We start from the raw sequence: 22,839 nt of genomic DNA, 5'->3' as shown, positions 1-22,839 counted from the left end.
AGGTCAGGGGAGGACCAGAGCCACGCGCAGTCGCGCGCAGGCGCCTTCGCCGAGCACGGCGAGCATGGCGAGGACCGGACCTTGACCGAAGCGAGCACCGTGGCGTCTGATACCAAGAGTCATGGAGTTTGACCGACATGCGCCCACTCCCGCATTCCGATTGATTTGATGGTTTGGGGCGCTGCGAGGAGTTTCTGCCAAGCCTCGCAAGCGGCGTCGATGATGGCGTCGTAATCGTCGAAGACGCGGTTCGAGAGCCAATTCTGCCGCAGATATTGCCAGACGTTTTCGACCGGGTTCAGTTCCGGGGAGCGCGAGGGCAGGAAGATCGCCGTCATGTTTTTCGGCATCCTGAGATTGGCGGTAGTGTGCCATCCGGCCCGATCCATGACGAGCACGGCGTGCGCGCCCTTTTCAACATGGCGGCTGATCTCGTCGATATGGCGTTGCTCGGTGTCGGCAAAGGGCAGAGCCAGAGCGGCACCGGCGCCGCGCGCCGGGCAAATCGCGCCAAACAGATATGCGCTCTTGTAGCGCTGATCGGCTGGCTGGCGGGGCCGGGTGCCCCGCCTTGCCCATTGCCGCACGATGCCGTTCTTCTGGCCGATGCGGGCTTCATCCTGGAACCAAAGCTCCACCTTCGTGCGCGGGGGCAGGTCGCAAAGATGCGCCTTCAGCGTGCGTGGCCAGTTTTTTTGAACTCCTCGACAATATGGGCGTCCTGGCCCGGATGATGCGGGCGCGCGCTGATGTGCGAGAAGCCGAGCTTGTGCAGCAGTTTCCCGACATAGCGCGCGTCGTAGTCCACGCCGAAGCGCTCCTTGATGGCGCGCTTCAGGTCGATGCGCCGCCAGCGCACGACGCCGTCAACGGCACGGTCCGGCCCCGTCTCCACCATCGCAGCCAATTCGCGCTGCTGGTCTGGCGACAGCCGCGACAGCGGACCAGGCGACCACTGATCGAGAAGACCGTCGGGGCCCGCAGTATTGAACCGGTGCACCCAGTCGCGCAGCGTCTGCCGATCCATCCCGCCGATCCGCGCCGCATCGGTTCGGTTCATCCCGTCCAGAACCGCCGCGATCGATAACAGCCGGCTGCTCTGCCGCACATCCTTCGAAGCCCGCGCAAGGCGTCGAAGTTCGCTCGCCGAATAGTCATCCCGTAATTTCACCGCTGAACCCATCGCCGAATCTCCTTCGGCATCAGGGAATCACGGTCCACCTGCGACACAAAATCACGAAAGAGTCAGCACCCGAGACCGTTGGTATGATGCTTCCAGTGCCCGGTTGCGGCAAGAACCGGAGCGGAAACTTTTGCGGCCGATTCGGCTTGGTTCAGGCCCGATTCGACGGCAAAGTATCCGCTCGCGCTGGAGCTGTTCGAATTATGGGGTGCGAAACCCAAGGAAACTGGGCTATCCAACGCACAGTTACCGTTGGGAACGTCCTATAAGTCGAATAGGGATCTGAGGGCAAGCACATGTATTTTCCACGATTTTTGGTATTCTCCGCATGCGCGCTGATGCTTCTTCTGGCTTTGGCCTTCATTGCGACCTGGTCGGTCTTTTATTCGGTAATTTTGGCCACCCTTGCGGCTCTCGCGTTGCAGGTCGGATACTTTGTGGCTGTTGTATACCTTGTCATTCGCGGCGATCCGGCTAAGCGGGAACAATCATCTGTAACTGACGAACGCGCGTTAACGTTTCGGCCCAGGCGGAATCGGAGCTCCGTTAAATGCGCAAGGATGTGAAGCCCCGCGGTCGTATATGATGACGTCAATGTTCGTCAGGTCGCGGATTGCCAATCGAAGCCAGGCCGGGATCCAGATCGGCGCGGTCGTCAATATGCGGGATTCGACCATGGCGCGGATCCGATGTCGTGCTGCCACTCTCGACCAAACCCTTTACGTGTCAGCTGCCGGTGGCGGCTTCGCTCGCGTGCGGGAAGGTGCCCACCTTTGCCAAAAAGAAAGCAACTTGGCGTTCTAAGATCTCTGCGCAATGAGCATTGACTTCCTCCATGAGGAAAAGAAAGCACCTAGGCTGCGCCATGCTGAAGGCGGATGGACAATGGCTTTGCGTATCAGAATGCCGGGTGGCACGCTCAAGGTGAAGACCTATCGCGAATTGCGCGACAGCGAACGGGACCGACGCGTGCCAGTATGGAAGTTGGGGGCGTTCTACGTGATCTGGTCGTCAGGCAAGCACGTGACCCGCAACAACAATCATTCAGAACCTTGATACGCACGGCCTGAGCTCGGCCGAAAGTTCCGGACATGCCTTGCGAATGGACCTGCCTGAGCATCAGCCACGTGGCATTGCCGGCGTTGCCCCATGCCAATTAGCGATGCTTTTAGCTGGCACGGCAGCGACGGGGTGCAACTGCTCGGGACGTTCAGTCGTGCCTCTCCACGGCGTGCGGAAGGTCATACGCTTCACGTATCAGAGAGATATGCCGTCCCGCCCGATGGGGAGCGACCCACTTTCATCGCTCGTGCTTGTATCACTTGTTCCCGCCCCTTTGAACGCGCCGAAATAAATGAGCCCCGCTAAGGCTACAAAATAACCCACTTGGAGAATTATGGCGACGAGCACCGTCCAACCTGTCGTTCGCCAGATTGAACCGGTTGCATGGTAAACCCAGCCTGCAACGACCAGCATGGTGGTCGTCGCGCCGACAAGAAACCTTGGAAAATACATTCCCCCAACCCGCGATTCCGGTAGGTTCTGCGCCCCAGCAGCCCATGCGCACTTAGATATTCATGTTTCGCGCGCACTTGCAAGAAAGATTGAGGGTTTATCCGACTTTGGCCGAAGAAGTTTGGCTTGGCCTTAACTTTGTCAATGCTGCATGTCCCACAGCTCCAAGCGTGCTTTCGAAGAGCCTGGTTCCGGTCTTCAACAGGAGTCTCGTCTTTTCCGTGGCCGGCGGCGGGGATTGGCCGGCGCGTCCTGGTCTACCTGTCTATAAAGGCCGTTCAATATGGGACTGGCGACCTACGGTTACATGAAAGTTACATGACAGGAACCGAAGAGACTGAATACCCTGCCATCCATTTGAAAAACTTGGCGCACCCGGCGCGATTCGAACGCATGACCCCTTCCTTCGGAGTGCCCCAAGGGTGAAATTACCAGAATATCGAAATATGTAATCATTTGTTATTCCGTCATTTTTTGACAGTCGATACCAATCATTACTTCCATTTTCATGTAACATTTGCTATAAATCGGTTACAGGGAAGTTACATGAAATGCCCAAGATATTTTTGACTGACGACATTGTTTTTGACGCGAATTGCCCGACTGACAAGGACCAGGAGCTTTATTGGGATTACGCGGTGGTAGTGAACGGCCAAATTCGTAACGGGTTGGTTGCCGGGCTTGGCCTCCGTGTTACCGGTCTAGGCCACAAGTCCTTCGTCCACGCCTACCAATTCGATGGCAAGCGCTGCCGAAAAGTTCTGGGCTCCACCACCACTATGAGCGTCGCCTCCGCCCGGCTGGCAGTTGTTGAACGAGACCAGAAGTTGAAGGCCGGAAGGATCCCGACCTGGATCGGATCGATACACGCCGCAAGCACTTCCTCACCGTGCGCGAGGCCATCGACCAATATTGGGGGAAGCCATGTCAGCGGGCTGTCCGCTGGCTATCGCTACAACTTCGCGATCTTCGTGGCTCACTGGCTACGGCCGGCGCCGACGGTGGTCACTCGCCGCGGGTATAACAGCAAGCGGCTGTATAAGGACTTCGGAGCAATGTTCGCCGATCGGCCGCTTACAGCCATCAAGCCTATCCATATCGAGGAATTTTTTTCAGCGGCAGTTCACCTCTCCTTACGTCTTTAACAGCGCTCTTCGCCATGTTCTGGCCCTCTACAACTGGGCCATCCGGATGCAACTGGTCGACATGCGCAATCTGTGCAGCCCCATACGCGCTCGCAAGCTGATCCGACGCCGGCGCGATTATAGCACCCAGCAAATCCAGCAGATTGCCCGAGCCATCTTCTTTCCGGTCATGGATGCTCCGCCAGAGATCGACAATCTGACCGGCTTCGCGAAGCGGGACATGGCGCTGGTTCGAGGGCAAGTTCTTACCGCCAACGACCAGATGCAGGAGTTCTGCAATTATATGGGCATCCTCTTCCTGACCATGGCCCGCCCCAGCGACCTCAACAAAGCCGAATTCGATCATTTCGACCTGGAGAAGCTGGTCTGGCATAAGCACAACACCAAGGGTATCCAGCTGTCGCGCTCGCTCTACGAATACGCCTACCGCTCGGTGCCGATCCATTCCCGGGTTGCCGACATGGTGCAGGCCCAGCGCCTGCGCTGGCCGGAAAGCAGGCTGCTGTTCCCATCGCACACCGACCAGACCCAGCCCCGCGACAATTTCCGCAAGGGGCTCGAGCGGTTCAAGGCCCTCCCTGGCGTGCCGGCCTATTTCCAGCTGTATGACCTCAAGCGGATCGCCATCTCGCTGATGCTGACCGGCCAAGGGGTGTCGCACGAGGCCATCTCGCATTACGTCGACCACAAGGGAAACCTCGAAACAACGATGATCTATGATCTCGGCCTCGTCGACCCCCTGCGTCCCGTCACGCAAAAGCTGGGTGACCTCCTTGGCATCTGAGTGCTTGACGTCATTTTTGGGCTGTGGCGCAATGATGGGGCGCCGATGTCTCGGTGCACAATCCACAACAGAATGATCGGTTTATGGAAGCGATGCAGGCGCTGGTGCTGACCAGCATCCAGTTGCGCGACATGCTGGCGGAGGCCGCAAAGCAAGGAGCAGCGCTCGCAGTCCAGGAACTTCGCGCCGACCTTCGCCAAGCGCCGGAAGACGTCACGGTGCAAACGCTTCGCAGGTACCTCGCTGACCCTGCTTCTGTTGCCAATCCGCATGAACATTGGGCCGACAGCGGCGTCATCCGCCGGGTTCAATCGACGGCAAGTGGCAAGCCCAAGTCCACGGCATGGTTCATGAAGTTTCAAAGGCAAACCGGCCTCAACCAATGTGCGACCCGGCAAAGTTCCGCCTACGGCCGGCGGCGAGAATGGACATTTGCGGACATCAAGCTGGCATGGGATGCTTATTACCGAAGACGGTAGGGGACGGTGGAAGTGGCAATTGAAGAAGGCAAGTATCCGGGCGAGTTGGCGTCCCCGCAGCAGATTCACGAACTGGCTGAGGAATACCGGAAGGCGGCACACCAACTCCTTCCCCTCGGCCGGGCCGGCAAACCCCTCACCCGAGCTCCCTTCAGATTGTCGGCAATCCACGCGATCGAACTTTACCTGACCGCATTGTTGCTCCACCGCGGGCACAATCCCAGTCAGATCCGAAAGATGCACCACGACTTGTCGGCGCGGACGGAGCACACCACAGCGGCAGGGCTCCGCCTTCGTGCGAAGACTGCCAAACACCTCCAGTCCCTCAGCCAGAACCGGGAATACCTCGTCACCCGCTACGGGCCGGAAATGTCCGCAACGGCCTCGCAGATAAACCGCCTTACCGCCACCCTGGAAGAGGTGGCGGCAAAGGTCACGGTTTTGATCGCGAAGTCCCCCAGGCAGCAGGTAAACCCAGTTGCCGCCGCAGAGGTTCAAGTCCTAGGCTCAGCAGCCTCGTCGTCTGCGGCGCCCGCCAGGTGAGCGACGTGAGGCATTAGAAATACATCAACGAGGTACGCGGCGTAGTCCAATGACATCGGCAGCATGGATGCGGTGATTTCATTGTCGATATAACTCTCGGCATCCCAATAGCTCCGAGTCAGTTCCTCATTGGCCGGCTCCATCCGCTCGATGATCCTTTCAAAAGCGGCGTTAGCGGCATCGATAAGCACTGCACGGTCGGGTCCTGTGACTGGCAGGGACGCAATAACGGCATGAGTATCCATGACGGCTGTTTCCTTGATGGAAGGGCGGTCTCTTGCCTCAGCATTTTCGGTCGCCAGGCCGACGCTGGTTATTGAAGGTGGCTCGTCGAGGCGCCAGGCGCCACCTTATGCTCACATGCGCATCGGCAGGATACTCGGGAATCTCGGCGAAGCAATCCAACCGCCTCATGAAAGATTCATGATCCTTTGCTAAAGGCCCATTCGGGGGGAAGTTCAATGGACGAAAATGGACCGTACAGGGAAGCGTATCGCCTTGAGCGCATCGTACGCGGCGCAGCCAGTATCATCGTGACTTTCTATTCAGCCAAAGAGGCACGGACGATCATCCCCAGCTTGAATGATAATTACCGGTTGATGCAGGGGGACAAGCAGATCTGGCCCAGTGAGGGTTCATCCGAACGTCATCGCTAGGCCGCAGCTTAGCGAAGCCGACTTCGATCGGCTCCCAAGAAAGCACTCCTGCCCGGTTTCGGCCGGGCATCTTTTAGCTGTCGGCAAGCGCCAGTTTCGACCGGATCGCGCTGATCGCGTTCAGGATGGCATCCGCGGCATGAAGGTCGAGAGCAACATCCAGGATACCTTCGGTCGTCCGTATCGACAGGACACCAAGAGTGCCTAGCTCATCCTTCACGGTGCCGACGTGGATTTCGGTTGGCACGAAAGGCCTTGCCTTATCCGTCCGCTTCATCGTTCACCTATGCTAAGGCGTGAGACACAATGGCTGAAACGGGTCGAGCGTTCAAGCGGCCTTGGGTTGTGGCCAGCCCCTTCTCAATTCATCTTAGATGTTGCGCCTGCAGTCGGGAAATCGTGCTGCCGCTAACCTTGAACGAGCTGGCCACTGCGCCTTTCGCCTCCCCGGCTGCCAGCCGTGCCAGCGCTTCGACACGTTGCTGCATGGACAGTTTCGGTTTGCGCCCAAATTTGACCCCCATCGCCATAGCGCGGGCGCGGCCGTTCGCCGTGTTCTGCAAAATCCTGCGGCGCTGCCATTTGGCCGCCCATCCCACCAGGAATAAGACCAGGTCCGACATTTCCGAGGTGGTATCGATGAACGGCTCGTCGAGGAGCCGGAGCCCGGCGCCAGCCGCCGTCACGGTTCGCAAGATACTGAGCAGGTCGAAGGGGTCGCGGGCCACCCGGTCGCTGACGACGGCATAGACTACATCGCCTGCCTTCAGGCCTCGCAGCAGGCGTTTGAGTTGCGGCCGGTTAGCGTCCTTGCCGCTTTGCTTTTCAAAGAAGATCCGCTGACAGCCTGCAGTCTGGAGCCGATCGATCTGCGCGGTTAAGTCCTGCGCTTCTGTTGAGACTCGCGCATATCCGTACTTCATTCACATGCGCCTGCCTGTTGCTTCAAAACTCACGACATTTGCAAGAGCCGTTACGGGGACGTTTTTGCCTCGTTTTCGGCTTATCTGTCAGCTACTTTGCTCAAAACTTGAGCAGAAAAGCTCTCCGCGCGCGATGTGGGAGGCGTGCGCAAATGTCGTGAGTTTTGGTTAGAGGATCGGGAATCCCTTCCTCAGCAAGCAGGTGCTTCCTTGTCCCGCAGAGCCGCCACTGCCCGCCTCTTGGGTGGTCCTTCTCTTAGCGTGCACTTTCGTCGCCTTAGCAACCTTCGAAGTTGGCCAACTGCGTGTCTTTTGGCGCTCGCGATAGGGGGCTGCTCCGACGACAAACCCAAGCACATCACCATGGATGCCTCTCACATCCCGCTGGCTGATATCCAAACCCCAACCGTCATTGCGCAGGCCCGCCTCGACACCAATGCCGCAATCACCGGCATCGACGCCGTGGCCGGCGGCGATGCTCCGATGTCCGTCGCCGATATCGAGAAGCGGTTGAAGACATTGGGTTTGCGGTCAAGGTCAAGAAAGGCAACTTCCCATTGTTCTTCGGCCATGCCGACGGCGTTCAACACGGGACCATCGACCCCGAGGGGCGGTCGACGATCTCAGCCGCCAAGGCGTATTCGCAGGGCGGACGAAACATTTTCGAAACCCTCCGGGTCGAGATGATTTTCAACCATGTGGAAGTGATCGACGACCAATGGGCAGCAGTCATCGGAGAGCTTCCCCCGGCAAACTGGAAAAAAGCTCTTTGTAGCCAATCGTCATCATCCAGTTCGCCCGATCGAGATGGCTGCGGGCGGCTCTGCGAGCTCGTTCCGGCTCAAGTTCAGGATCGATGCCGAGGATCTCCAGTGCCATTTCCTCGTAACTCGCATTATCCGCACCGGCGTCCAGGAACTGCATATAGGTTGTGAAATGCTCCCTGTCGTATGTGGTGAGACTATCCGACCACGGGACTTCGGTCGGAACGGCTGTGTCCGACGACTGGCGTGATTTGAATTCCATCGACATCTCGCTTTCAGTCAGGTGCAAGCCCACCCCTACACGCCAGAGTAGCGCCAATCGGGACGCTTTCAACCCCTCTGGCTTTACTTGGGAATTCGATCGGCTGGACTCGGTCGATCTCGCCTGCAGGTTATTCACGCGCAAGAACGGCCAGCTTTTTGTCGAGCTGGGGATCGGTGTAGCCTTCCTCCAGAACCCTTAGGATCAGCTTCATAGCGGCTGCCTGCATGCCCCCGCGGTCGTCCTCGGGCAGGAGATCAAGAACAATTGCAATAGTGGCCGGATCTTCGGAAACGAGCGACGGAACCAGTTCCTCATTAGGGGTGATCCTCTCCGTGCCGATGATATCGGCCACGATCGGCAGATAGAATTTTCGGACATGGTCCTTGTGATAGGTATCCGCCCTCTCAATCTTTTCTAACTTTTCGGCGTCGCCTGAAAACGCCTCACGTAGGGCCAAGACGACCGCATCGCGGATTTGGTCAGCCTTCACCGCTACCTCTTTGGCCGGCCCGCCGACACTCACGGCAAACTGGATGAGTTCATCGAGGCTTTGCCGGGCTTTATGCAGGTCGCCGACTGTCATTGGCGAGGGCAGATCCCCAATGTCCTTTGCGAGAGCGGTCAGTAAGCCTTGGGCCAACAGGAACTTGTCGTGGTCGGTCTTCCTGGCTTCAGAAAGCTCTTCTGTCGAAACGATCCGCCTGGACGGCCCAAAATATGGGTTGTTCCATCGTTTGATCAGATAGGCTTCGCGCGCACCGGGGCTGTCCGACCATTCCAGTTCGTCTTTTTCAGCTAAATGGGTCCGTCTGGGCTCGCCTTTAGCTCCATAGACCGCAAATTTGACGGCCTCTAAGCCGGCGGCCTCCCGCTCGGCAGGGGTCTTGGCCTTGCCCCACTGAGCCCCGAGCCGCTGAATCTCTTGTTCTTCCTCAAATTCCCGTAGCGCTTCTCCGCCCGCCCGTCCCGCCCGGAACCCCGCGATAAAGTCTCGCCAGAGCTTTCTGATTCCCACTGGGTGTCCCCCGGCCTTTGCGTTGAATCGTCCAATCGGCATGGGAGGGGACAGTAGCAGATTACACCTAAGGGTTGGACACTGCTGACGAGTGCCATGACCTAATTGCATGCCGCGCTGCGGCTCTTGGACGGCTTTGGAGCTGCCATTGCTGGCGGGTATCCCACATAGTCGCGAAGCGCGCGCCCTGGCGGTTTCGCGACTCAACGCCGTCCCGATGGACGGCGTTGACCGACGCCGGGTGCGTCTACACCCGGATACGCCCGAGTCGCCGAGCCTCGCTGGCATAGACCGACAGCGGCTTGTCCGCGTCGAAATACAGGTCCCGCTCAACCGGCAGGCCAAGTTGCCCGCGCAGCGCGAACAGCTCAGAGAGGCTGACGTTGCCCATTTCCGGACAGCCGAGCCCGAGGTCGCAGAGTCCGAACGCGATATCCGGGTCATCGGGTCGATTTCGGTCAGGAGCCAGGTAGCACCGGCGTCCGGGGTGAACACCTTGACGACCGGGACGAAGTCGATTTCGTGTGCCGTTCCGCGAAGGGGCTGCTGCTGGCGACCATTCGCCAGCAGCTTTTCCCGCAGACTCTGGGTGAGGATCTGCATGGCCGCCCCCCTACTCGTCGGACTTCGGTGCACGGAGGACAACGCGGCCGTCGATGGGCAAGGCCTCGAGGAGGAGCGTGCCGCCCTCGCCGTCGTCGTGGGCGAAGAAGGAGCCGATGCGGGTCCAGAAGCCCTTTTGGCCTTCCTTGCCGTCGCGTACGGTATAGGCGTGGTAGAGCGGCGATTTCGGCTCGGGTTTCGTTTCGGAGTTACGTCTGTTGGTCATGGTCTTTTCCTTTGGTTGCTGGTTTCTGTCCCGGAGGACGGTTCCAAAGGAGACGGCGCACTGAGCCGGCTTGTCCCCAACACGGGAGCGCAGCGAATGGAGCGGGCAGGAACAGGAAAAGACGGCTGGGCCGGATAAAAGGAACGTCATCAGCTCCGGGCAAGACAGCACCAGGAAAGGCCGTTAGCCGACAGACAAGGGCAGAACGTCAAGCCGGCTTGACGCCAGAGCGTCACATCAGACGACAACGAGCCCAGGAAATGAAGGTTTCGCCATGGAGCAGCTGCCACGTATAGCCATGGAGCTGCGCGTCGATCAGGCCGCCCCTCCCGGTCCCGGTTGTCGTGAGATGCATACCTGCGGCCCGATGCGGTTCGAAGGAGGTGCAACCGGGAATGAGAAGCTCCGGCAGTCTGCTGGGCCATGCTGCAGGCATGGTGCAGGCTTAAAATCGCGATTAGGCGAGGCAAGGCAAGAATACGTTCGTCATCCCGTGCGAGACGAGATTGCCGTCAATCGAAATATCCTTTTCGATTCCGCGCGCGGAACAGGAAGTGAGTAATGCCACTCACAATGCAACTGTAATACTAGCGTCTCTTTCGGTCATTGCTACCCGACGACAGTAATGTTACCCGGTATTTCGCGAGGTGACCTCCGGCTGCGCAGGCTGGCTGTGGGAGGACGTGAGCCGATCTTACCTTGATGGGTGTTCTATGCATGGGGGAAAAGAATCCAGGGAGCAGCGGCGTCGGCGCGTTCTCAAAGGAGCGTCCATTCTCACAGGCATTTCAAATTCGGAAGTCAAGTGCACCGTTCGCAACATGCATTCGCAAGGCGCGGAGCTGCAAGTGTCAATTGACGCGCGCGTTCCAAATGATTTCCTTCTTTACATCCCGACTGATGGGGTAGGTTATAAGGCGGTGGTCCAGTGGCGCCGAGGGGACAAGCTCGGAGTTATGTTCTTGGGCACAGAGCCTAAGCCACATTGGCACTACGGTTGAGTGTGCGACCGGCTTGAGCCTATTCCAGCCAAATAATGGAAACAGGATTCTTTGCACCCTCAACCGTGCGACGTAGACCACGACGTGACCTATCCTCAGTAGAAAGTCGCGAACGCTGCGAAATTGCGCGTGTAGAGCTCTTAGCCAGAATATTCGCATATTGCACATTCCGGATTTGGCGGGTATGGGAATCTGGGGGGAATTGAGGAGAACAAAGATGTCCCTGGAATCAGGCAATAGTCTCATCGAACTTACTGCTGATATCGTTTCCGCTTATGTCCAGAAGAACCCGGTGCCGGCATCTGGATTGCCGGATTTGATCGCTAGTGTGAATTCGGCATTGTCTAATATTGGAAATGCAACTCCGCCTGAAGCGCCTAGCCTAAAGCCGGCAGTTAATCCCAAAAAGTCGATTTACCCGGATTATATCATCAGCCTGGAAGACGGTCAGAAATACAAGTCACTTAAGCGCCACCTTTCAGTCAGACACGGCCTGACGCCTGATGAATACCGGACGAAATGGGGATTGGCAAAAGATTATCCCATGGTCGCCCCGAATTACTCGGCAGCCAGATCAGCACTCGCGAAATCGCTAGGCTTGGGGAGAAAGGCGGCTCCAGTCAAAAAGTCTTCCTCGAGGCGCAAGGCGAAGGCCTAAGGCATGGACAAGACTAGGTCGGAGCTTTGGACCCGAGCAAAGGATCACCGCAATCACATCGTCGCCCGTCACGATTGGCGCACCTCGTCAGAAAAAGGAAAGTCATAAGAGAAGACGGCGTTTCTCGTTTCTCTCGCGTAGTGAGAAAATATATACCGTAAAGCAATATAATTTGGTAAAAAAGGGCTGCGGATGCGGCCCTTTTTGTTGGTAACCTTGGTCGTTCCCTCGAACGAAGGCTTATTCGGCCGCCCCTGTCGCGCAGCCGTCACAATTCGCACCTAAACGAAAAACCGGTGCGTCCCGTGACTGACATTTCGGGACGCCTTGACAGTCAGTTGGGGATGTCAAAATGCAAGACAGCAACCTGTCGGGTCGCTGCATCCGCTGCTGCCATTTTCGCTTCCCGCTGTAGCCATTCAAATCTCGGCCGCAGCCGGTGACGGGAGCGAGGGGCGCGCAAGACAGTTACATGACCAGATTTCAAAATCGAACAGACGGGGTCTCGCAGGATGCCTTGGCAGACCTGGTGGCGGAAGCCGTGCAACAGGCCCTGATCCAGCACGGCATTGTTCTCGACACACAAACTCTGGTTTCAGTCAGCGCCATCGCCGGCAGCCTCGCCGCCTCCGTCCCCTTCCTTCCACAAGCAAAGCGACTCGCGATCGGCTCTTTCAAGGGCGAATGCGCTGCGCTCGCCCCGGAATTCTTCCGGAGATTGGGGGAGTTCGCACGCGGCGGCTCCGCCGGTGCCAATCGCGCGGATGATGGCGCGATGCCAGCAATCGCAGCACCCTCATCAGCGAAGCGGACAAACGATCTGCAATCGGCGCTGATTGAGGACTGGGCGGGCGAAGTCGCCGGATCGACCTTTCTGGAAGAGCATTTCCGCATACCGCGCTCGACGCTGCATCGCTGGCAAAGGCGCAATGAGGTTATTGCCTTGCGCAAGGGCGGCCGCAAACATGTCTTCCCGCTCGCCCAGTTCGTCGACGGCAGACCGGCATCGGGGATTAGCGAAGTGATGTCGGCAATCGGGAATCCACGGCTGGCGTGGTTCTGGCTGACGCGCCCTTCGCCGCAACTCCACGGACGCATTCCGATCGAGGTGCTCAAGCAGGACATGGTATGTGACGTCGTGTCGGCTGCCCGCAAATTTTCATCGACTTGAGCTTCTTCCCCGGGCCTATGCCGTCGCTGCAGCTTCCGGCACACGCAAGAACAGGAAGTTCAACGTGATGTTCCACGGCACCTTCAGCCTTGGCATCGTGTAAGCTGGCACGATCCCATCCTGCACTGAGCGCCTCTTTCTGGTATGGTGGCCGATATGGGGCGTGTCGGCGAACGGCAGCGCCAACGCCGCACAATCCCGAGCTTCGGACAGATGGCTCTAAAGAGATAGGCGCTCTCTTAGCGCTGGTCAGTGCGCTGGTCAGTCGGATGGCGGCAATGCCTCGGGTTTCTTGAAAGGTGAGCGCGCAGAGTGCGAATCCCTTTTCCGCCCAACATGATATTCTTCATAAAGTCCTCTAAATCGGTTTAGTGAATATATAGTTCAAATCTAAATTCGTGTTTCACTCGTGCCAGTTGTTTAATATGTGCCATTTTCATGTAGAAAACGTGATATTTGCGCAACAATACTTTCATAAGATTCCAAAAGGCCTGCTTCGAAGACAATCTCTGTTGAACGACGCCGCGGGTTAGGCCATGTCGGGGGCGAAAGGGCGGCGCGATGCGCTTCTTTTTCAATAGTTGGGGATGGGGTGGCAACGCTGCCCTTCAGCAAAGAAATCAAACCCGTTTTAACTTTTGTCTGGAGATCTGAAAAATGAACATCAAGAGCCTTCTTCTCGGCTCAGCTGCGGCCCTGATCGCAGTTTCCGGTGCCCGCGCCGCCGATGCGGTGACCGTCGCCGAGCCGGAGCCCGCTGAGTACGTCAAGATCTGCGACGTCTACGGCGCTGGCTACTTCTACATTCCCGGCACCGAAACCTGCCTGCGCATCGGCGGCTATGTCCGTTACGACATCGCCGGTGGCGACATCGGGTCGTTCGATGGTGCTAAGAACGTCGATCACCAGGACGGCTCCATCCAGGACACCTGGAAGAAGAATGCCCGTTTCTCGCTGAGGACCTGGACCGGCCAGGAAACCGAACTCGGGACTCTGAAGACCTACACCGAGACCCGCTTCAACTTCGGCAACCGCAACGCTACAGCATCCGTCGTAAGGGGCGTCGTCACCGACAACCCCGCCGTCAACAAGGGCGTTACGCTGAACTTCGCCTGGATCCAGCTCGGCGGCCTGCGTGTCGGTAAGGACGAATCGGCCTTCGATACATTCATCGGCTATGCCGGCAACGTCATCAATGACACGCTGGTTCCCTATGGCGATTTCGACACCAACGTCGTCCAGTATTACTTCGACGCCGGCAACGGCTTTTCGGCGGTGGCTTCGCTCGAAGAGGGATCCGGCACTGTTGGCACGATCGACAGCTATGTTCCGCACGTGGTCGGCGGCGTGAAGTACACACAGGGCTGGGGCGCGATCAGCGGCGTCGTCGCCTACGACAGCAACTACGAAGAAGTGGCCGGCAAAGTTCGTCTGGACGTCAAGCCGATAGACAACTTGTCATTGTTCATCATGGGCGGCTACGGCACCGACGACAACCTCAACGATGATGCGGGCAACGTCATCGATGCTCACGGTCGCGGCTTCTACAAGCAGTGGAGCGGCAACTGGGCAGTCTGGGGCGGTGGTACGTATACCATCAACGAGAAGACCTCGTTCAACACCCAGCTGTCTTATGACGAAGGCAAGAACTTCGGAGTCGCAGCCAATATTGCCTATGAAATCGTCAAGGGCTTCAAGGTCACGGCCGAAGTCGACTACTTGCACGTCGGCAATGACACCGTGACCAATTGGACTAAAGCCGACAAGAAAAACAACATTGGGGGCATCCTCCGCTTCCAGCGTTCATTCTAACGATCACCCCTGAACCACAGCGTTGGCAGCACGCGAATGCGTACGCGGTGGCTTCCCAACCCAGCCTGCGCTGGCTAATGGGATACAGAAAACAGATCGGCGGTAGTTAGGTCTTCGCCCCCCATGACCCAGCATGCCGGCCGATGCGAAGGGCGCCCTTGAAGAGGCGCCCTTCGCACCCCTAGCAATCGTCCCGATCCCGCCGCTCTCGCCGCGCCATTTTGGCCAGAAAGATTATTGCAGGGGCAAGAAGCGCCTGGCGCTCAGGGTAACGTAGCGTCTCGGTTACCATCACATCGACGAGGAACGAGCAATCATCTCCAACAACTGATCCAACGCCGCCGGCGCAGCGATGGAGGATGGGGACGGCTTCAACGTCATGCCGCCCTATCTGCAGGGCGGGTTCGACGTGTTCGCCGAGGAGGTGGTGCCGATCTTGCGCCGGCGCGGACTTTTCCGGCACGACTATGAGGGGGCAACGCTGAGGGACCATTTCGGTCTGCCGCGCCCGGATAACACATTCAGCCAACCACAAAAGGCGATCGCCGAACTGTCATCACATCGAGTCAGGTCCGCGACTGACAATTGGGCAGCCAGCGGGGATCAGTAATGCAAGACGGCAATCTATCGGGGTCGCATTCTTTCCTTTTATAGCCATTCAGCTATCGGCCGCGGTTCGGCAAGGAGCTCGGCCAGTAGGCGGTTGAACGACCAGATCTCCAAAACCTGCTGGACGGAATTTCGCGGGAAACGTTGGCCGGCTTGGTGGCGGATGCAGCACTACCGTCATTCCATGCCGCACGGCTACTCGTTTTCCCAGCACGATCGCCGGCAGCGTGCCGTCGCGTCGCCACCATGTGGTCTGCCGGTCGAAGAACAACAAAGAGAGGCCGCGTAACGGCCTCCTGATCGAGATCCGACCTGCTCTTATGCCAATCACGCTGAACATGTGCCTGCGTAAAGTGTCGAATTGGTTGAGCGGAAGGGGCCCACCCGATGCTTCCGCTCAGCATCGAATGACCCCATTATAGCCGACGTTCCGCAAACTCCATCCGATTGGCGGCTTCTTTTTGAAATCTGCTCCCTCGCTTAATTCGACCAAGTCGATAGAGTTTGGTGACACAGACCGTTATGAGGGAGCCGGCAAATGTCGAGCAAGTTAGTGTTAGGAATATCGGGCAATCTTACTCGCCCTTCAAAGACAAGGGGGTTTGTTGACCACATAGTCGGACAAGTAGCGAAGAAGATTGGCGCATCATCAGCTACTTTCGACATCCAGGATTTAGGTCCTTCCTTTGCGCACTCCAAGCGGCTTGGCGACCTTGATCCATCGGCCAGAAACATCGTCGAGCAATTGTCGAGCGCCGCTGTCCTGGTGGTCGGCTCGCCGACGTTCAAAGGCAGCTACACTGGATTGTTCAAGCATTTCTTCGATCTGCTGGAGCCATCCTCGCTTAAAGGAAAGCCAATTATCCTTGCGGCGACTGGAGGCGGAGAACGTCATTCCCTCGTCGTGGAACATCAGCTTCGGCCGCTCTTCGGCTTCTTCGAGGCATTGACCATCCCGACAGGCATCTACGCGTCCGACCGGGACTTTGCCGATGGCGTCATCATATCCGAAGCCATCCGCAACCGCACGGAACAAGCCATATTCGAAGCGTGTCGGCTGGTCGCAGAGACGGGCAACGTCAGCCTGGCCGCCTAGGCATTGTGCGGCCGAAAAGGACGGCGCTGGCAACTTGGTAGCCACGCCGCCGAAATCCAAGCCGATCGTCCGCTCCGGTAAAGCGCCGTGCTCCTCGTGAATTGTCATCGTTGCTGAAAAGGAGACTGAAGGTGAGCAAGGTTGGGAAGCTGCGGCTTGGCGCCTTCATGTATCCAGCTGGCCACCATGTGGCGGCATGGCGCCACCCGGACACCGCCGCGGATGCGACGACGAGCCTCACGCAGCGCATCGCGTTTGCCCAGGCGGCAGAACGCGCGAAGTTCGACCTGATCTTCCTGGCGGATGGAGTCGCGGCCCATACGGATGATCTCAAATCCCTCTCCCGGACCGACGAATGGGCCGTTGGCTTCGAGCCTCTGACGCTGCTGTCGGCACTTGCCGTCGTGACAGAGCGGATCGGCCTGGTGGCAACAGCCTCCACCACATTCAATGAGCCGTTCAACCTGGCCCGCAAATTCGCCTCGCTCGATCAGATCAGCGCCGGCAGGGCCGGCTGGAACCTCGTGACCTCGTCCAATCCGCTCGAATTGGAGAATTTTGGCAACATCAGCCAGTTCGCGCATCAGGACCGCTACGCACGAGCGGAAGAGTTCGCCGATGTCGTGCTCGGCCTATGGAACAGCTGGGAAGATGATGCCTTCCTGCGCGACAAGCATAGCGGCCTCTTCTTCGACCGCAAGAAACTGCATATCCTGGGGCACCGCGGACGCCATTTCCGGGTGCGCGGACCGCTGACGGTCTCGCGCTCGCCGCAGGGTCACCCGGTCGTCGTCCAGGCCGGCTCTTCCGAGGCGGGCAAGGAGTTGGCGGCCCGCACCGCGGAGGTTGTCTTCACCGCCCAGCGGACGCTCCCGGAGGCGCAGAGCTTCTATGCCGACCTCAAGGGACGGCTTGAGAGGTATGGCCGCCATCCCGATGATTTGAAGATTATGCCGGGCGTCTTTCCAGTGGTCGGGCGAAGCGAAGCCGAGGCCCGCGAAAAATTCGAGCAGATCCAGTCGCTGATCCATCCCGACGTCGGGCTGGAGCTGCTGTCGAACCTCTCCGGTGGTATCGATCTTTCCGCCTATCCGCTCGACGGGCCGTTGCCCGACCTGAGCGAGACCGAGCGGGGCAAGAGCCGCCAGCAATTGATCATCGATCTTGCGCGGCGAGAAAATCTCAGCATCCGTCAGCTCTACGAGACCATCGCCGGGGCGCGCGGCCATTGGCAGCTCGTCGGGACGGCCGAGACCATCGCGAACGAACTCGAAGAGCGCTTTAACAAGGGCGGCGCCGACGGATTCAACATCATGCCGCCGACCGTGCCCGGCGGGCTCGACGATTTCATTGAGTTGGTCATCCCGGAGCTGCGCCGCCGCGGCCTGTTCCGCACCGAATATGAGGGCCGCACCCTTCGCGAGAACCTCGGCCTGAAGCACCCCGCTCATCGGGCCCCTCACCGCGAGCCGGGCAGCCAGGCGGCCGAATAACCGAAGTCCCGATCAACCAACCGGCAAAGGGCCGAGCCACGCCGGCGGCCCAACCAAGGAGCAGTCCCCCATGACCACATCAACCCAACCTCGCCCGGCCTTATCCGCGCTGACGATCAAACCGGTCGCTGCGCGGATTGGCGCCGAGATCGCCGACTTCAAGCTCTCGGGCGACCTCTCCGACGAAACGATAGCAGCCATCAATGCAGCCCTGCTGCAGCACAAGGTGATCTTCTTCCGCGACCAGGACCAGCTCACCGATACCGAGCAGGAGCGTTTTTCCAAGCGCCTCGGCAATCTTGTTCCACATCCAACCGAGCATGTACGCAATGGCACGACCTCGATCCTTGAACTTGACTCGTCGCGCGGTGGTCGCGCCGATGCCTGGCACACAGACGTTACCTTCGTCGATGCCTATCCCAAAATCTCGATCCTGCGCGGTGTGACTATCCCCGAGGTCGGCGGTGACACGGTTTGGTCCAACACAGTGGCCGCCTACGACAGCCTGCCACCGGCACTCAAGGCGACCGCCGAACAGCTGTGGGCAACCCACAGCAATGCCTATGACTATGCCGCACAGCGCCCGCATGCGAGCGAGGCCGATCGCCGCCACTATGAAGAGGTCTTTGCTTCCACCGTCTACGAGACCGACCATCCCGTGGTGCGCGTCCATCCGGAAACCGGCGAGCGCTCACTCATACTCGGCTCCTTCGTGCAGCGTTTCGTCGGCTATTCGAAGAGCGATTCCGAGCAGCTCTACGCCCTCCTCCAGTCTCATGTCCTGCGCATCGAAAACACGGTGCGCTGGCGCTGGCGAGCGAACGACGTCGCCATTTGGGACAACCGTGCCACCCAGCATTACGCCGTCAACGACTATGGCGACAGCGCCCGTGTCGTGCGCCGCACCACTCTCGACGGCGACGTACCGGTGAGCGTCGACGGCCGCCACAGCGTCACCCGTAAGAAGCTAGTTCGCGACGCCGTCACCCGCGCCGCCTGACCCTTCCCTCCAGCTAGGATCCTCACTCATGAAATTCGCGCATATCGCAGCCCTGATCGGCGGCCTTCTCGCCACCGGTCCCGCGTCGGCCGAGACCCTCATCCGCATCGGTTATCCCGGAACTGGCATCGACGACCGGCCCTATGCCTATGGCGACTATGTCGCCGTGGCCAATGTGCAGAAGCTTGTCGAGGCCGAGTTCAAGGACGTGCCCGACACAAAGATCACATGGACGTTCTTCCGCGGCGCCGGCCCGGCTCTCAACGAGTCGCTCGCCGCCGGCCAACTTGATTTCGCTGCCGGCCTCGGCGATCTGCCTTCGATCGTCGGCCGCTCGCGCGGCCTTCAGACGAAATATCTGGCTTCGGCCGGGAGCCACGATGCGCTTTATCTCGCCGTACCCCCGGATTCGCAGCTCAAGACGGTGGAGGACCTGAAGGGCCATAAGGTGGCGCAGTTCCGAGGCACCAATTTGCAGATCGCCACCGACCGCGTCCTCGAAAAGCACGGCCTCGCCGAAAAAGATATCCGCTTCGTCAGTCTCGACTCGAATTCCGCCACGGCCGCGCTCATCTCGGGCAATGTCGAGGCTTCCTTCGGCGGCTCGGAATATCTGGACCTCGCCAAACGCGGCGCGGTCAAGATTATCTACTCGACTAAGAACGACGACCCGACCCTCGGGCGCAACGCGGGGCTCCTCGTCACCGCGGAGTTCGAGAAGGCCCACCCAGAGTTCACCGCCAAGGTCGTGCGCGCCTTTGTCAAGGGCGCGCGCTTCGGCTCGGATGAGGCTAATCGCCAGGCAGTCTTCGAGCTTTGGTCGAAAGCAGGCCTGCCGGTCGAAAGCTTCGAAGGCGATTTCAAAGACGAGCGTCTGGCCCACCGCCTGTCGCCTGTCGTCGATGACTTCATTATCGCGCGCTACAAAGATCAGGCGGCGCGCGCCAAAGACTACGGCTTGATCAAGAAGGACGTCGACATCGACAGCTGGTTCGAGACCAAGTACCTCAAGCAGGCCCTGGTGGACCTGAAGCTCGAGAACTACTGGTCCACCTTCGACGCGAAAGGCCAGAAAGCGACCGAGGGCGAAGTCGAACACACCAAAGCGGCGAGCAACTAAGATGGGCGCCGGCCAGCGCGCGGCCCAGACTGGCGATGGGAACAGCATCGCCGGTTTTGCTCCCAATCGGCGCCGCATGCTCCCGGCTGCCGGCATCCTGGGTCTTGGCCTGGTGGTGCCGCTGGGCCTTTTGACGGCTTGGACGGTGGCAGCTCTCCTAGGCCAATTGCCGGAGCAGATCCTGCCGCCGCCCTGGGTCGTGTTCGACACTTTGTTGGATGGCATCCAGGACGGCTCGCTGCTTTCCAGCACGGTCACCAGCCTTGCGCGCGTTGCGGAGGGATTTGCTGCGGGCGCGCTGGCGGGCCTGGTGTTTGGCACCGCGGTTGGCCTGTCAAAGACCCTTCGCGACTTCGTCGATCCGCTGTTCCTGGCCCTCAGCCAGGTCCCGACCCTCGGCTGGATGCCGATCATCATCCTGATAGTCGGGATCGACGAAGGCCTGAAGATCATCGTCATCGGCTGGTCAGCCTTCATTCCAGTCGTACTGAACACCTGCCAAGGCGTGCGCGACGTTCCGGAAGCCTATGTGGAGCTTGGCCGCGTCCTTTCGTTCAGCCGATGGTCGAAACTTACGACGATCGTGCTGCCTTCCGCCGTGCCGTCAATCTTCACAGGGCTGCGCGAAGGCCTTGCCAACGGCTGGCAGACCCTGGTTGCGGTAGAACTCATCGCATCGTTCGAAGGACTCGGATACCTGATGGCCTATGGCCGTCAGCTCTTTCAATTGGAACTCGTTCTTTCGGCCATGATCGTCGTCGGCCTCATAGGATTGGTGATCCATGGCCTGCTCACGCTTGCCGAAAACCATCTGCAACGCTGGCGTCCGGAGACCCCACGATGAGCCTGATCACGATTATGGGCCTGGAGCGGCTGTCGCACGGCGTTCCTATCGCCCCACCGCCCTTCCGCTTTATCGGCCGACATCTGCGACCGCTTGCCTTACCCATTACGCTGCTCGCGATTTGGGAGTTGCTCGCGCACGCCGGCCTTGCTGACGCGCGTTTTGTGCCGCCGCTCGAAGCGGTGGTGGCCCGTGGCATTGCAGAGTTTGGCGACGGCGGCCTTGGCTTCAATCTACTGGCGAGCCTGGAGCGCGACCTGATTGGTTTCGCCTGTGGCAGTGTGGCCGGGATCACGCTTGGTTTGGCGATCGGGTTTTCCCGCATAATTGAACGCCTGCTCCGGCCGGTGCTGCTGGTACACCGTCAGATCGCCCTGTTCGCTTGGGTTCCTCTCATCTCGATGTGGTTCGGTGGCGGCGAGGCCGGCAAGGTCGTCTTCATCGCGCTCGCGGCGTTTCAGCCGGCCCTGATCAACACCTGGCAGGGAGTGTCCGGCATTCCGCGGAGCTATCGCGAGCTTGCCGACGTCCTGACCTTCGGCTGGTTCGACTTTGCCTGGATCATCGCCATCCCGGGTGCGCTGCCGCAAATCTTCACGGGCCTGCATTCGGCGCTGATTTACGCCTGGACCGCTACGGTGGGCGCCGAGCTTCTGCTCAACATCGCACCCGGTCTCGGCGGGCGCATGAACGAGGGCCAGCACCTGTTCCAAATGGATCTACTGTTGCTGTGCATTCTGCTGCTCGGTGGCGTCGGCGTGGTCTTCAATGTCGTCGCCGGCGCCCTGGAGCATCGCCTTTTGCGCTGGAGGATCCCATGAGCGACCCTGTCGCCACGCCCGAACGGGGACGTGGCCAAAACCACGCTTTGGAGATTGCTGACGTCAGCAAGAGGTTCAGGGTCGCCGGCCGACAGGTCCAGGCCCTGTCGCATGTCCATCTTGCAGTCGGCGAGGGCGAGTTCGTCAGCATCGTGGGATCGTCGGGGTGCGGCAAGTCCACTTTGCTGCGGCTGGTCCTCGGCCTCGACACTGATTATGACGGCGAGATCCGGGTCGATGGACAAAGGGTGGAACGGCCGGGTCTCGATCGCTCGATCGTTTTTCAGGAGCACAGGCTCTTGCCCTGGCTCAATGTCGAGGCCAATGTGGCGGCGGCGCTGCGCCAAAGCGGGTTGGCCGCGGCTGAGCGGGGCCAACTGGTTCGCGACCATCTGCATCTCGTCGGCCTCGAGCAATTTGCCAAAGCCTATCCTGCCCAATTGTCCGGCGGCATGGCGCAGCGTGTGGCGATCGCCCGGGCGCTTGTCACCAAGCCGCGCTTTCTGCTGCTCGACGAGCCCTTCGGGGCCCTCGACGCTCTGACCCGGCTGCGCCTGCAGGACGAACTTCAAAGAATCGTCCGCAACGAGGGCACGACCGCCGTGCTCGTCACGCACGACGTCGATGAAGCAGTCTACCTTGGAGATCGGATCGTCGTCATGCATCCCCATCCCGGGCGGATCGCCACGATCCTACCCGTCACCGACGCAGTCTCCCGCGACCGCTCCGATCCGAATTTCATTGCCCTTCGCGACGAGGTGTTGTTCCGCCTCGGCGTGTCGCGAAACCGGAAACGATGCTGCCGCCGAAGTTCGCCGCAGCGCCTGACCGCCGGCACCTCTCAAAGCGGCTCTCACCCTCGCTGAACAGGGAGGGTCGCAGTCCCGGCCAGCAACTGCCCTTGTTCGTTCCGTCGCAAGCCGGAGGCCATAAATTCCCGAGTTCATGACCGTTGAAGGGTGGGGGCTGCCGAGAGTCCCTCGACACTCACTCACAAGCCCAAGGGAGAAAGCCGGGGCAAAGTATCCCCTCGCCTGTCATGTCGGCTACGCAAGGAAGGCCCTGTGCGCTCGTTTCGGTCGCTCTCGACTAAGGTGCAGATCCGAAAGTAGC

The 22,839-nt window shown here is 59.3% G+C and carries 23 protein-coding genes and 2 pseudogenes; 16 read left to right on the top strand and 9 right to left on the bottom strand.

Features of this window, described 5'->3' with window-relative positions; translation table 11 throughout:
- Positions 1-119 precede the first annotated feature (119 nt).
- Positions 120-1,183 (bottom strand): IS630 family transposase gene (locus tag EN818_RS21705; protein WP_135905226.1). Its coding sequence is split into 2 segments (ribosomal slippage): positions 120-697 and positions 697-1,183, totalling 1,065 coding nucleotides; the frame shifts between segments, so codons are not numbered across the junction.
- 816 nt (positions 1,184-1,999) lie between these two features.
- Here EN818_RS21705 and EN818_RS21700 point away from each other — a divergent pair.
- From EN818_RS21700 to EN818_RS21685, 4 genes are all read left to right on the top strand, one after another.
- Positions 2,000-2,239 (top strand): hypothetical protein, encoded by a 240-nt coding sequence (locus EN818_RS21700; protein WP_127420298.1) that lies wholly within the window; start codon positions 2,000-2,002, stop codon positions 2,237-2,239.
- Positions 2,240-3,249: 1,010 nt separating this feature from the next.
- Complete coding sequence (locus tag EN818_RS33750; protein ID WP_245518850.1) at positions 3,250-3,843, top strand: Arm DNA-binding domain-containing protein; 594 nt, start codon at positions 3,250-3,252, stop codon at positions 3,841-3,843.
- A gap of 46 nt (positions 3,844-3,889) precedes the next feature.
- Entirely contained in the window at positions 3,890-4,627 is a 738-nt protein-coding gene (locus tag EN818_RS21690) for an integrase (protein ID WP_245518849.1), read from the top strand.
- A gap of 83 nt (positions 4,628-4,710) precedes the next feature.
- On the top strand, positions 4,711-5,106 hold the full coding sequence (locus tag EN818_RS21685) for a hypothetical protein (RefSeq protein WP_135905222.1): 396 nt from the start codon (positions 4,711-4,713) through the stop codon (positions 5,104-5,106).
- Positions 5,107-5,600: 494 nt separating this feature from the next.
- Here the strand turns inward: EN818_RS21685 and EN818_RS21675 are convergent, their stop codons facing one another.
- From EN818_RS21675 to EN818_RS21640, 8 genes and pseudogenes are all read right to left on the bottom strand, one after another.
- Positions 5,601-5,894, bottom strand: coding sequence for a hypothetical protein (locus EN818_RS21675; protein WP_135905220.1), 294 nt, complete (start codon positions 5,892-5,894; stop codon positions 5,601-5,603).
- Positions 5,895-6,378: 484 nt separating this feature from the next.
- Complete coding sequence (locus tag EN818_RS21670) at positions 6,379-6,552, bottom strand: hypothetical protein (protein WP_245518848.1); 174 nt, start codon at positions 6,550-6,552, stop codon at positions 6,379-6,381.
- Between the two features lie 118 nt (positions 6,553-6,670).
- Positions 6,671-7,228 (bottom strand): recombinase family protein, encoded by a 558-nt coding sequence (locus EN818_RS21665; RefSeq protein ID WP_127420302.1) that lies wholly within the window; start codon positions 7,226-7,228, stop codon positions 6,671-6,673.
- A gap of 374 nt (positions 7,229-7,602) precedes the next feature.
- Entirely contained in the window at positions 7,603-7,815 is a 213-nt protein-coding gene (locus EN818_RS21660) for a hypothetical protein (RefSeq protein ID WP_135905217.1), read from the bottom strand.
- Positions 7,816-7,957: 142 nt separating this feature from the next.
- Positions 7,958-8,254, bottom strand: a complete 297-nt coding sequence (locus EN818_RS21655; RefSeq protein WP_135905215.1) for a DUF2285 domain-containing protein — start codon at positions 8,252-8,254, stop codon at positions 7,958-7,960.
- A 130-nt stretch (positions 8,255-8,384) separates the two neighbouring features.
- A complete protein-coding gene (locus EN818_RS21650; protein WP_135905213.1) occupies positions 8,385-9,272 on the bottom strand; it encodes a hypothetical protein in 888 nt (295 codons plus the stop codon).
- A gap of 247 nt (positions 9,273-9,519) precedes the next feature.
- A pseudogene (locus tag EN818_RS21645) lies at positions 9,520-9,875 on the bottom strand (DUF2958 domain-containing protein).
- A gap of 10 nt (positions 9,876-9,885) precedes the next feature.
- Positions 9,886-10,101, bottom strand: coding sequence for a hypothetical protein (locus EN818_RS21640; RefSeq protein ID WP_135905211.1), 216 nt, complete (start codon positions 10,099-10,101; stop codon positions 9,886-9,888).
- Positions 10,102-10,814: 713 nt separating this feature from the next.
- Between EN818_RS21640 and EN818_RS33745 the strand changes: the two genes are divergently transcribed.
- The 12 genes and pseudogenes from EN818_RS33745 to EN818_RS21580 all read left to right on the top strand — a co-directional run bounded on the left by EN818_RS33745 (position 10,815) and on the right by EN818_RS21580 (position 22,592).
- Complete coding sequence (locus tag EN818_RS33745) at positions 10,815-11,102, top strand: PilZ domain-containing protein (RefSeq protein ID WP_135905405.1); 288 nt, start codon at positions 10,815-10,817, stop codon at positions 11,100-11,102.
- 217 nt (positions 11,103-11,319) lie between these two features.
- Positions 11,320-11,760, top strand: coding sequence for a MucR family transcriptional regulator (locus EN818_RS21630; protein ID WP_135905208.1), 441 nt, complete (start codon positions 11,320-11,322; stop codon positions 11,758-11,760).
- Positions 11,761-12,232: 472 nt separating this feature from the next.
- Complete coding sequence (locus EN818_RS21625) at positions 12,233-12,931, top strand: antitoxin Xre/MbcA/ParS toxin-binding domain-containing protein (protein ID WP_135905206.1); 699 nt, start codon at positions 12,233-12,235, stop codon at positions 12,929-12,931.
- A gap of 657 nt (positions 12,932-13,588) precedes the next feature.
- Positions 13,589-14,743, top strand: a complete 1,155-nt coding sequence (locus EN818_RS21620; RefSeq protein ID WP_135905204.1) for a porin — start codon at positions 13,589-13,591, stop codon at positions 14,741-14,743.
- A 364-nt stretch (positions 14,744-15,107) separates the two neighbouring features.
- A pseudogene (locus EN818_RS33740) lies at positions 15,108-15,353 on the top strand (hypothetical protein); the annotation flags it as partial.
- Between the two features lie 537 nt (positions 15,354-15,890).
- Positions 15,891-16,448, top strand: a complete 558-nt coding sequence (gene msuE, locus EN818_RS21610; RefSeq protein ID WP_127420309.1) for an FMN reductase — start codon at positions 15,891-15,893, stop codon at positions 16,446-16,448.
- A gap of 167 nt (positions 16,449-16,615) precedes the next feature.
- Positions 16,616-17,941 (top strand): LLM class flavin-dependent oxidoreductase, encoded by a 1,326-nt coding sequence (locus tag EN818_RS21605; protein ID WP_135905403.1) that lies wholly within the window; start codon positions 16,616-16,618, stop codon positions 17,939-17,941.
- A gap of 70 nt (positions 17,942-18,011) precedes the next feature.
- Positions 18,012-18,941 carry a TauD/TfdA family dioxygenase gene (locus EN818_RS21600; RefSeq protein WP_135905202.1) on the top strand — a complete coding sequence of 310 codons (930 nt, stop codon included), beginning with the start codon at positions 18,012-18,014 and terminating at the stop codon, positions 18,939-18,941.
- Between the two features lie 28 nt (positions 18,942-18,969).
- Entirely contained in the window at positions 18,970-20,061 is a 1,092-nt protein-coding gene (locus EN818_RS21595; protein WP_135905200.1) for an ABC transporter substrate-binding protein, read from the top strand.
- Position 20,062: 1 nt separating this feature from the next.
- Complete coding sequence (locus tag EN818_RS21590; RefSeq protein ID WP_245518847.1) at positions 20,063-20,905, top strand: ABC transporter permease; 843 nt, start codon at positions 20,063-20,065, stop codon at positions 20,903-20,905.
- Positions 20,902-21,726 carry an ABC transporter permease gene (locus EN818_RS21585; protein WP_135905198.1) on the top strand — a complete coding sequence of 275 codons (825 nt, stop codon included), beginning with the start codon at positions 20,902-20,904 and terminating at the stop codon, positions 21,724-21,726. The genes EN818_RS21590 and EN818_RS21585 overlap by 4 nt, the downstream gene beginning before the upstream one ends.
- Positions 21,723-22,592, top strand: coding sequence for an ABC transporter ATP-binding protein (locus EN818_RS21580; RefSeq protein ID WP_135905196.1), 870 nt, complete (start codon positions 21,723-21,725; stop codon positions 22,590-22,592). Before EN818_RS21585 ends, EN818_RS21580 begins: the two co-directional genes overlap by 4 nt.
- Positions 22,593-22,839: the final 247 nt, after the last annotated feature.

The organism is Mesorhizobium sp. M3A.F.Ca.ET.175.01.1.1 (assembly GCF_004791945.1).
Taxonomy (GTDB): Bacteria; Pseudomonadota; Alphaproteobacteria; order Rhizobiales; family Rhizobiaceae; genus Mesorhizobium.
Note: the sequence above shows the minus strand (reverse complement) of the source record. Positions and strands in the feature narration are given on the sequence as shown.

Excerpts from the sequence above, each read along its gene's own strand:
- EN818_RS21665 (WP_127420302.1), bottom strand. The coding sequence starts at position 7,228 with ATGAAGTACGGATATGCGCGAGTCTCAACAGAAGCGCAGGACTTAACC.
- EN818_RS21595 (WP_135905200.1), top strand. The coding sequence starts at position 18,970 with ATGAAATTCGCGCATATCGCAGCCCTGATCGGCGGCCTTCTCGCCACC.
- EN818_RS21690 (WP_245518849.1), top strand. The coding sequence starts at position 3,890 with ATGCAACTGGTCGACATGCGCAATCTGTGCAGCCCCATACGCGCTCGC.
- EN818_RS21625 (WP_135905206.1), top strand. The coding sequence starts at position 12,233 with ATGACCAGATTTCAAAATCGAACAGACGGGGTCTCGCAGGATGCCTTG.
- EN818_RS21590 (WP_245518847.1), top strand. The coding sequence starts at position 20,063 with ATGGGCGCCGGCCAGCGCGCGGCCCAGACTGGCGATGGGAACAGCATC.
- msuE (WP_127420309.1), top strand. The coding sequence starts at position 15,891 with ATGTCGAGCAAGTTAGTGTTAGGAATATCGGGCAATCTTACTCGCCCT.
- EN818_RS21605 (WP_135905403.1), top strand. The coding sequence starts at position 16,616 with ATGTATCCAGCTGGCCACCATGTGGCGGCATGGCGCCACCCGGACACC.
- EN818_RS33745 (WP_135905405.1), top strand. The coding sequence starts at position 10,815 with ATGCATGGGGGAAAAGAATCCAGGGAGCAGCGGCGTCGGCGCGTTCTC.
- EN818_RS21630 (WP_135905208.1), top strand. The coding sequence starts at position 11,320 with ATGTCCCTGGAATCAGGCAATAGTCTCATCGAACTTACTGCTGATATC.
- EN818_RS33750 (WP_245518850.1), top strand. The coding sequence starts at position 3,250 with ATGCCCAAGATATTTTTGACTGACGACATTGTTTTTGACGCGAATTGC.
- EN818_RS21585 (WP_135905198.1), top strand. The coding sequence starts at position 20,902 with ATGAGCCTGATCACGATTATGGGCCTGGAGCGGCTGTCGCACGGCGTT.
- EN818_RS21700 (WP_127420298.1), top strand. The coding sequence starts at position 2,000 with ATGAGCATTGACTTCCTCCATGAGGAAAAGAAAGCACCTAGGCTGCGC.
- EN818_RS21600 (WP_135905202.1), top strand. The coding sequence starts at position 18,012 with ATGACCACATCAACCCAACCTCGCCCGGCCTTATCCGCGCTGACGATC.
- EN818_RS21580 (WP_135905196.1), top strand. The coding sequence starts at position 21,723 with ATGAGCGACCCTGTCGCCACGCCCGAACGGGGACGTGGCCAAAACCAC.
- EN818_RS21640 (WP_135905211.1), bottom strand. The coding sequence starts at position 10,101 with ATGACCAACAGACGTAACTCCGAAACGAAACCCGAGCCGAAATCGCCG.
- EN818_RS21620 (WP_135905204.1), top strand. The coding sequence starts at position 13,589 with ATGAACATCAAGAGCCTTCTTCTCGGCTCAGCTGCGGCCCTGATCGCA.
- EN818_RS21655 (WP_135905215.1), bottom strand. The coding sequence starts at position 8,254 with ATGGAATTCAAATCACGCCAGTCGTCGGACACAGCCGTTCCGACCGAA.
- EN818_RS21675 (WP_135905220.1), bottom strand. The coding sequence starts at position 5,894 with ATGGATACTCATGCCGTTATTGCGTCCCTGCCAGTCACAGGACCCGAC.
- EN818_RS21685 (WP_135905222.1), top strand. The coding sequence starts at position 4,711 with ATGGAAGCGATGCAGGCGCTGGTGCTGACCAGCATCCAGTTGCGCGAC.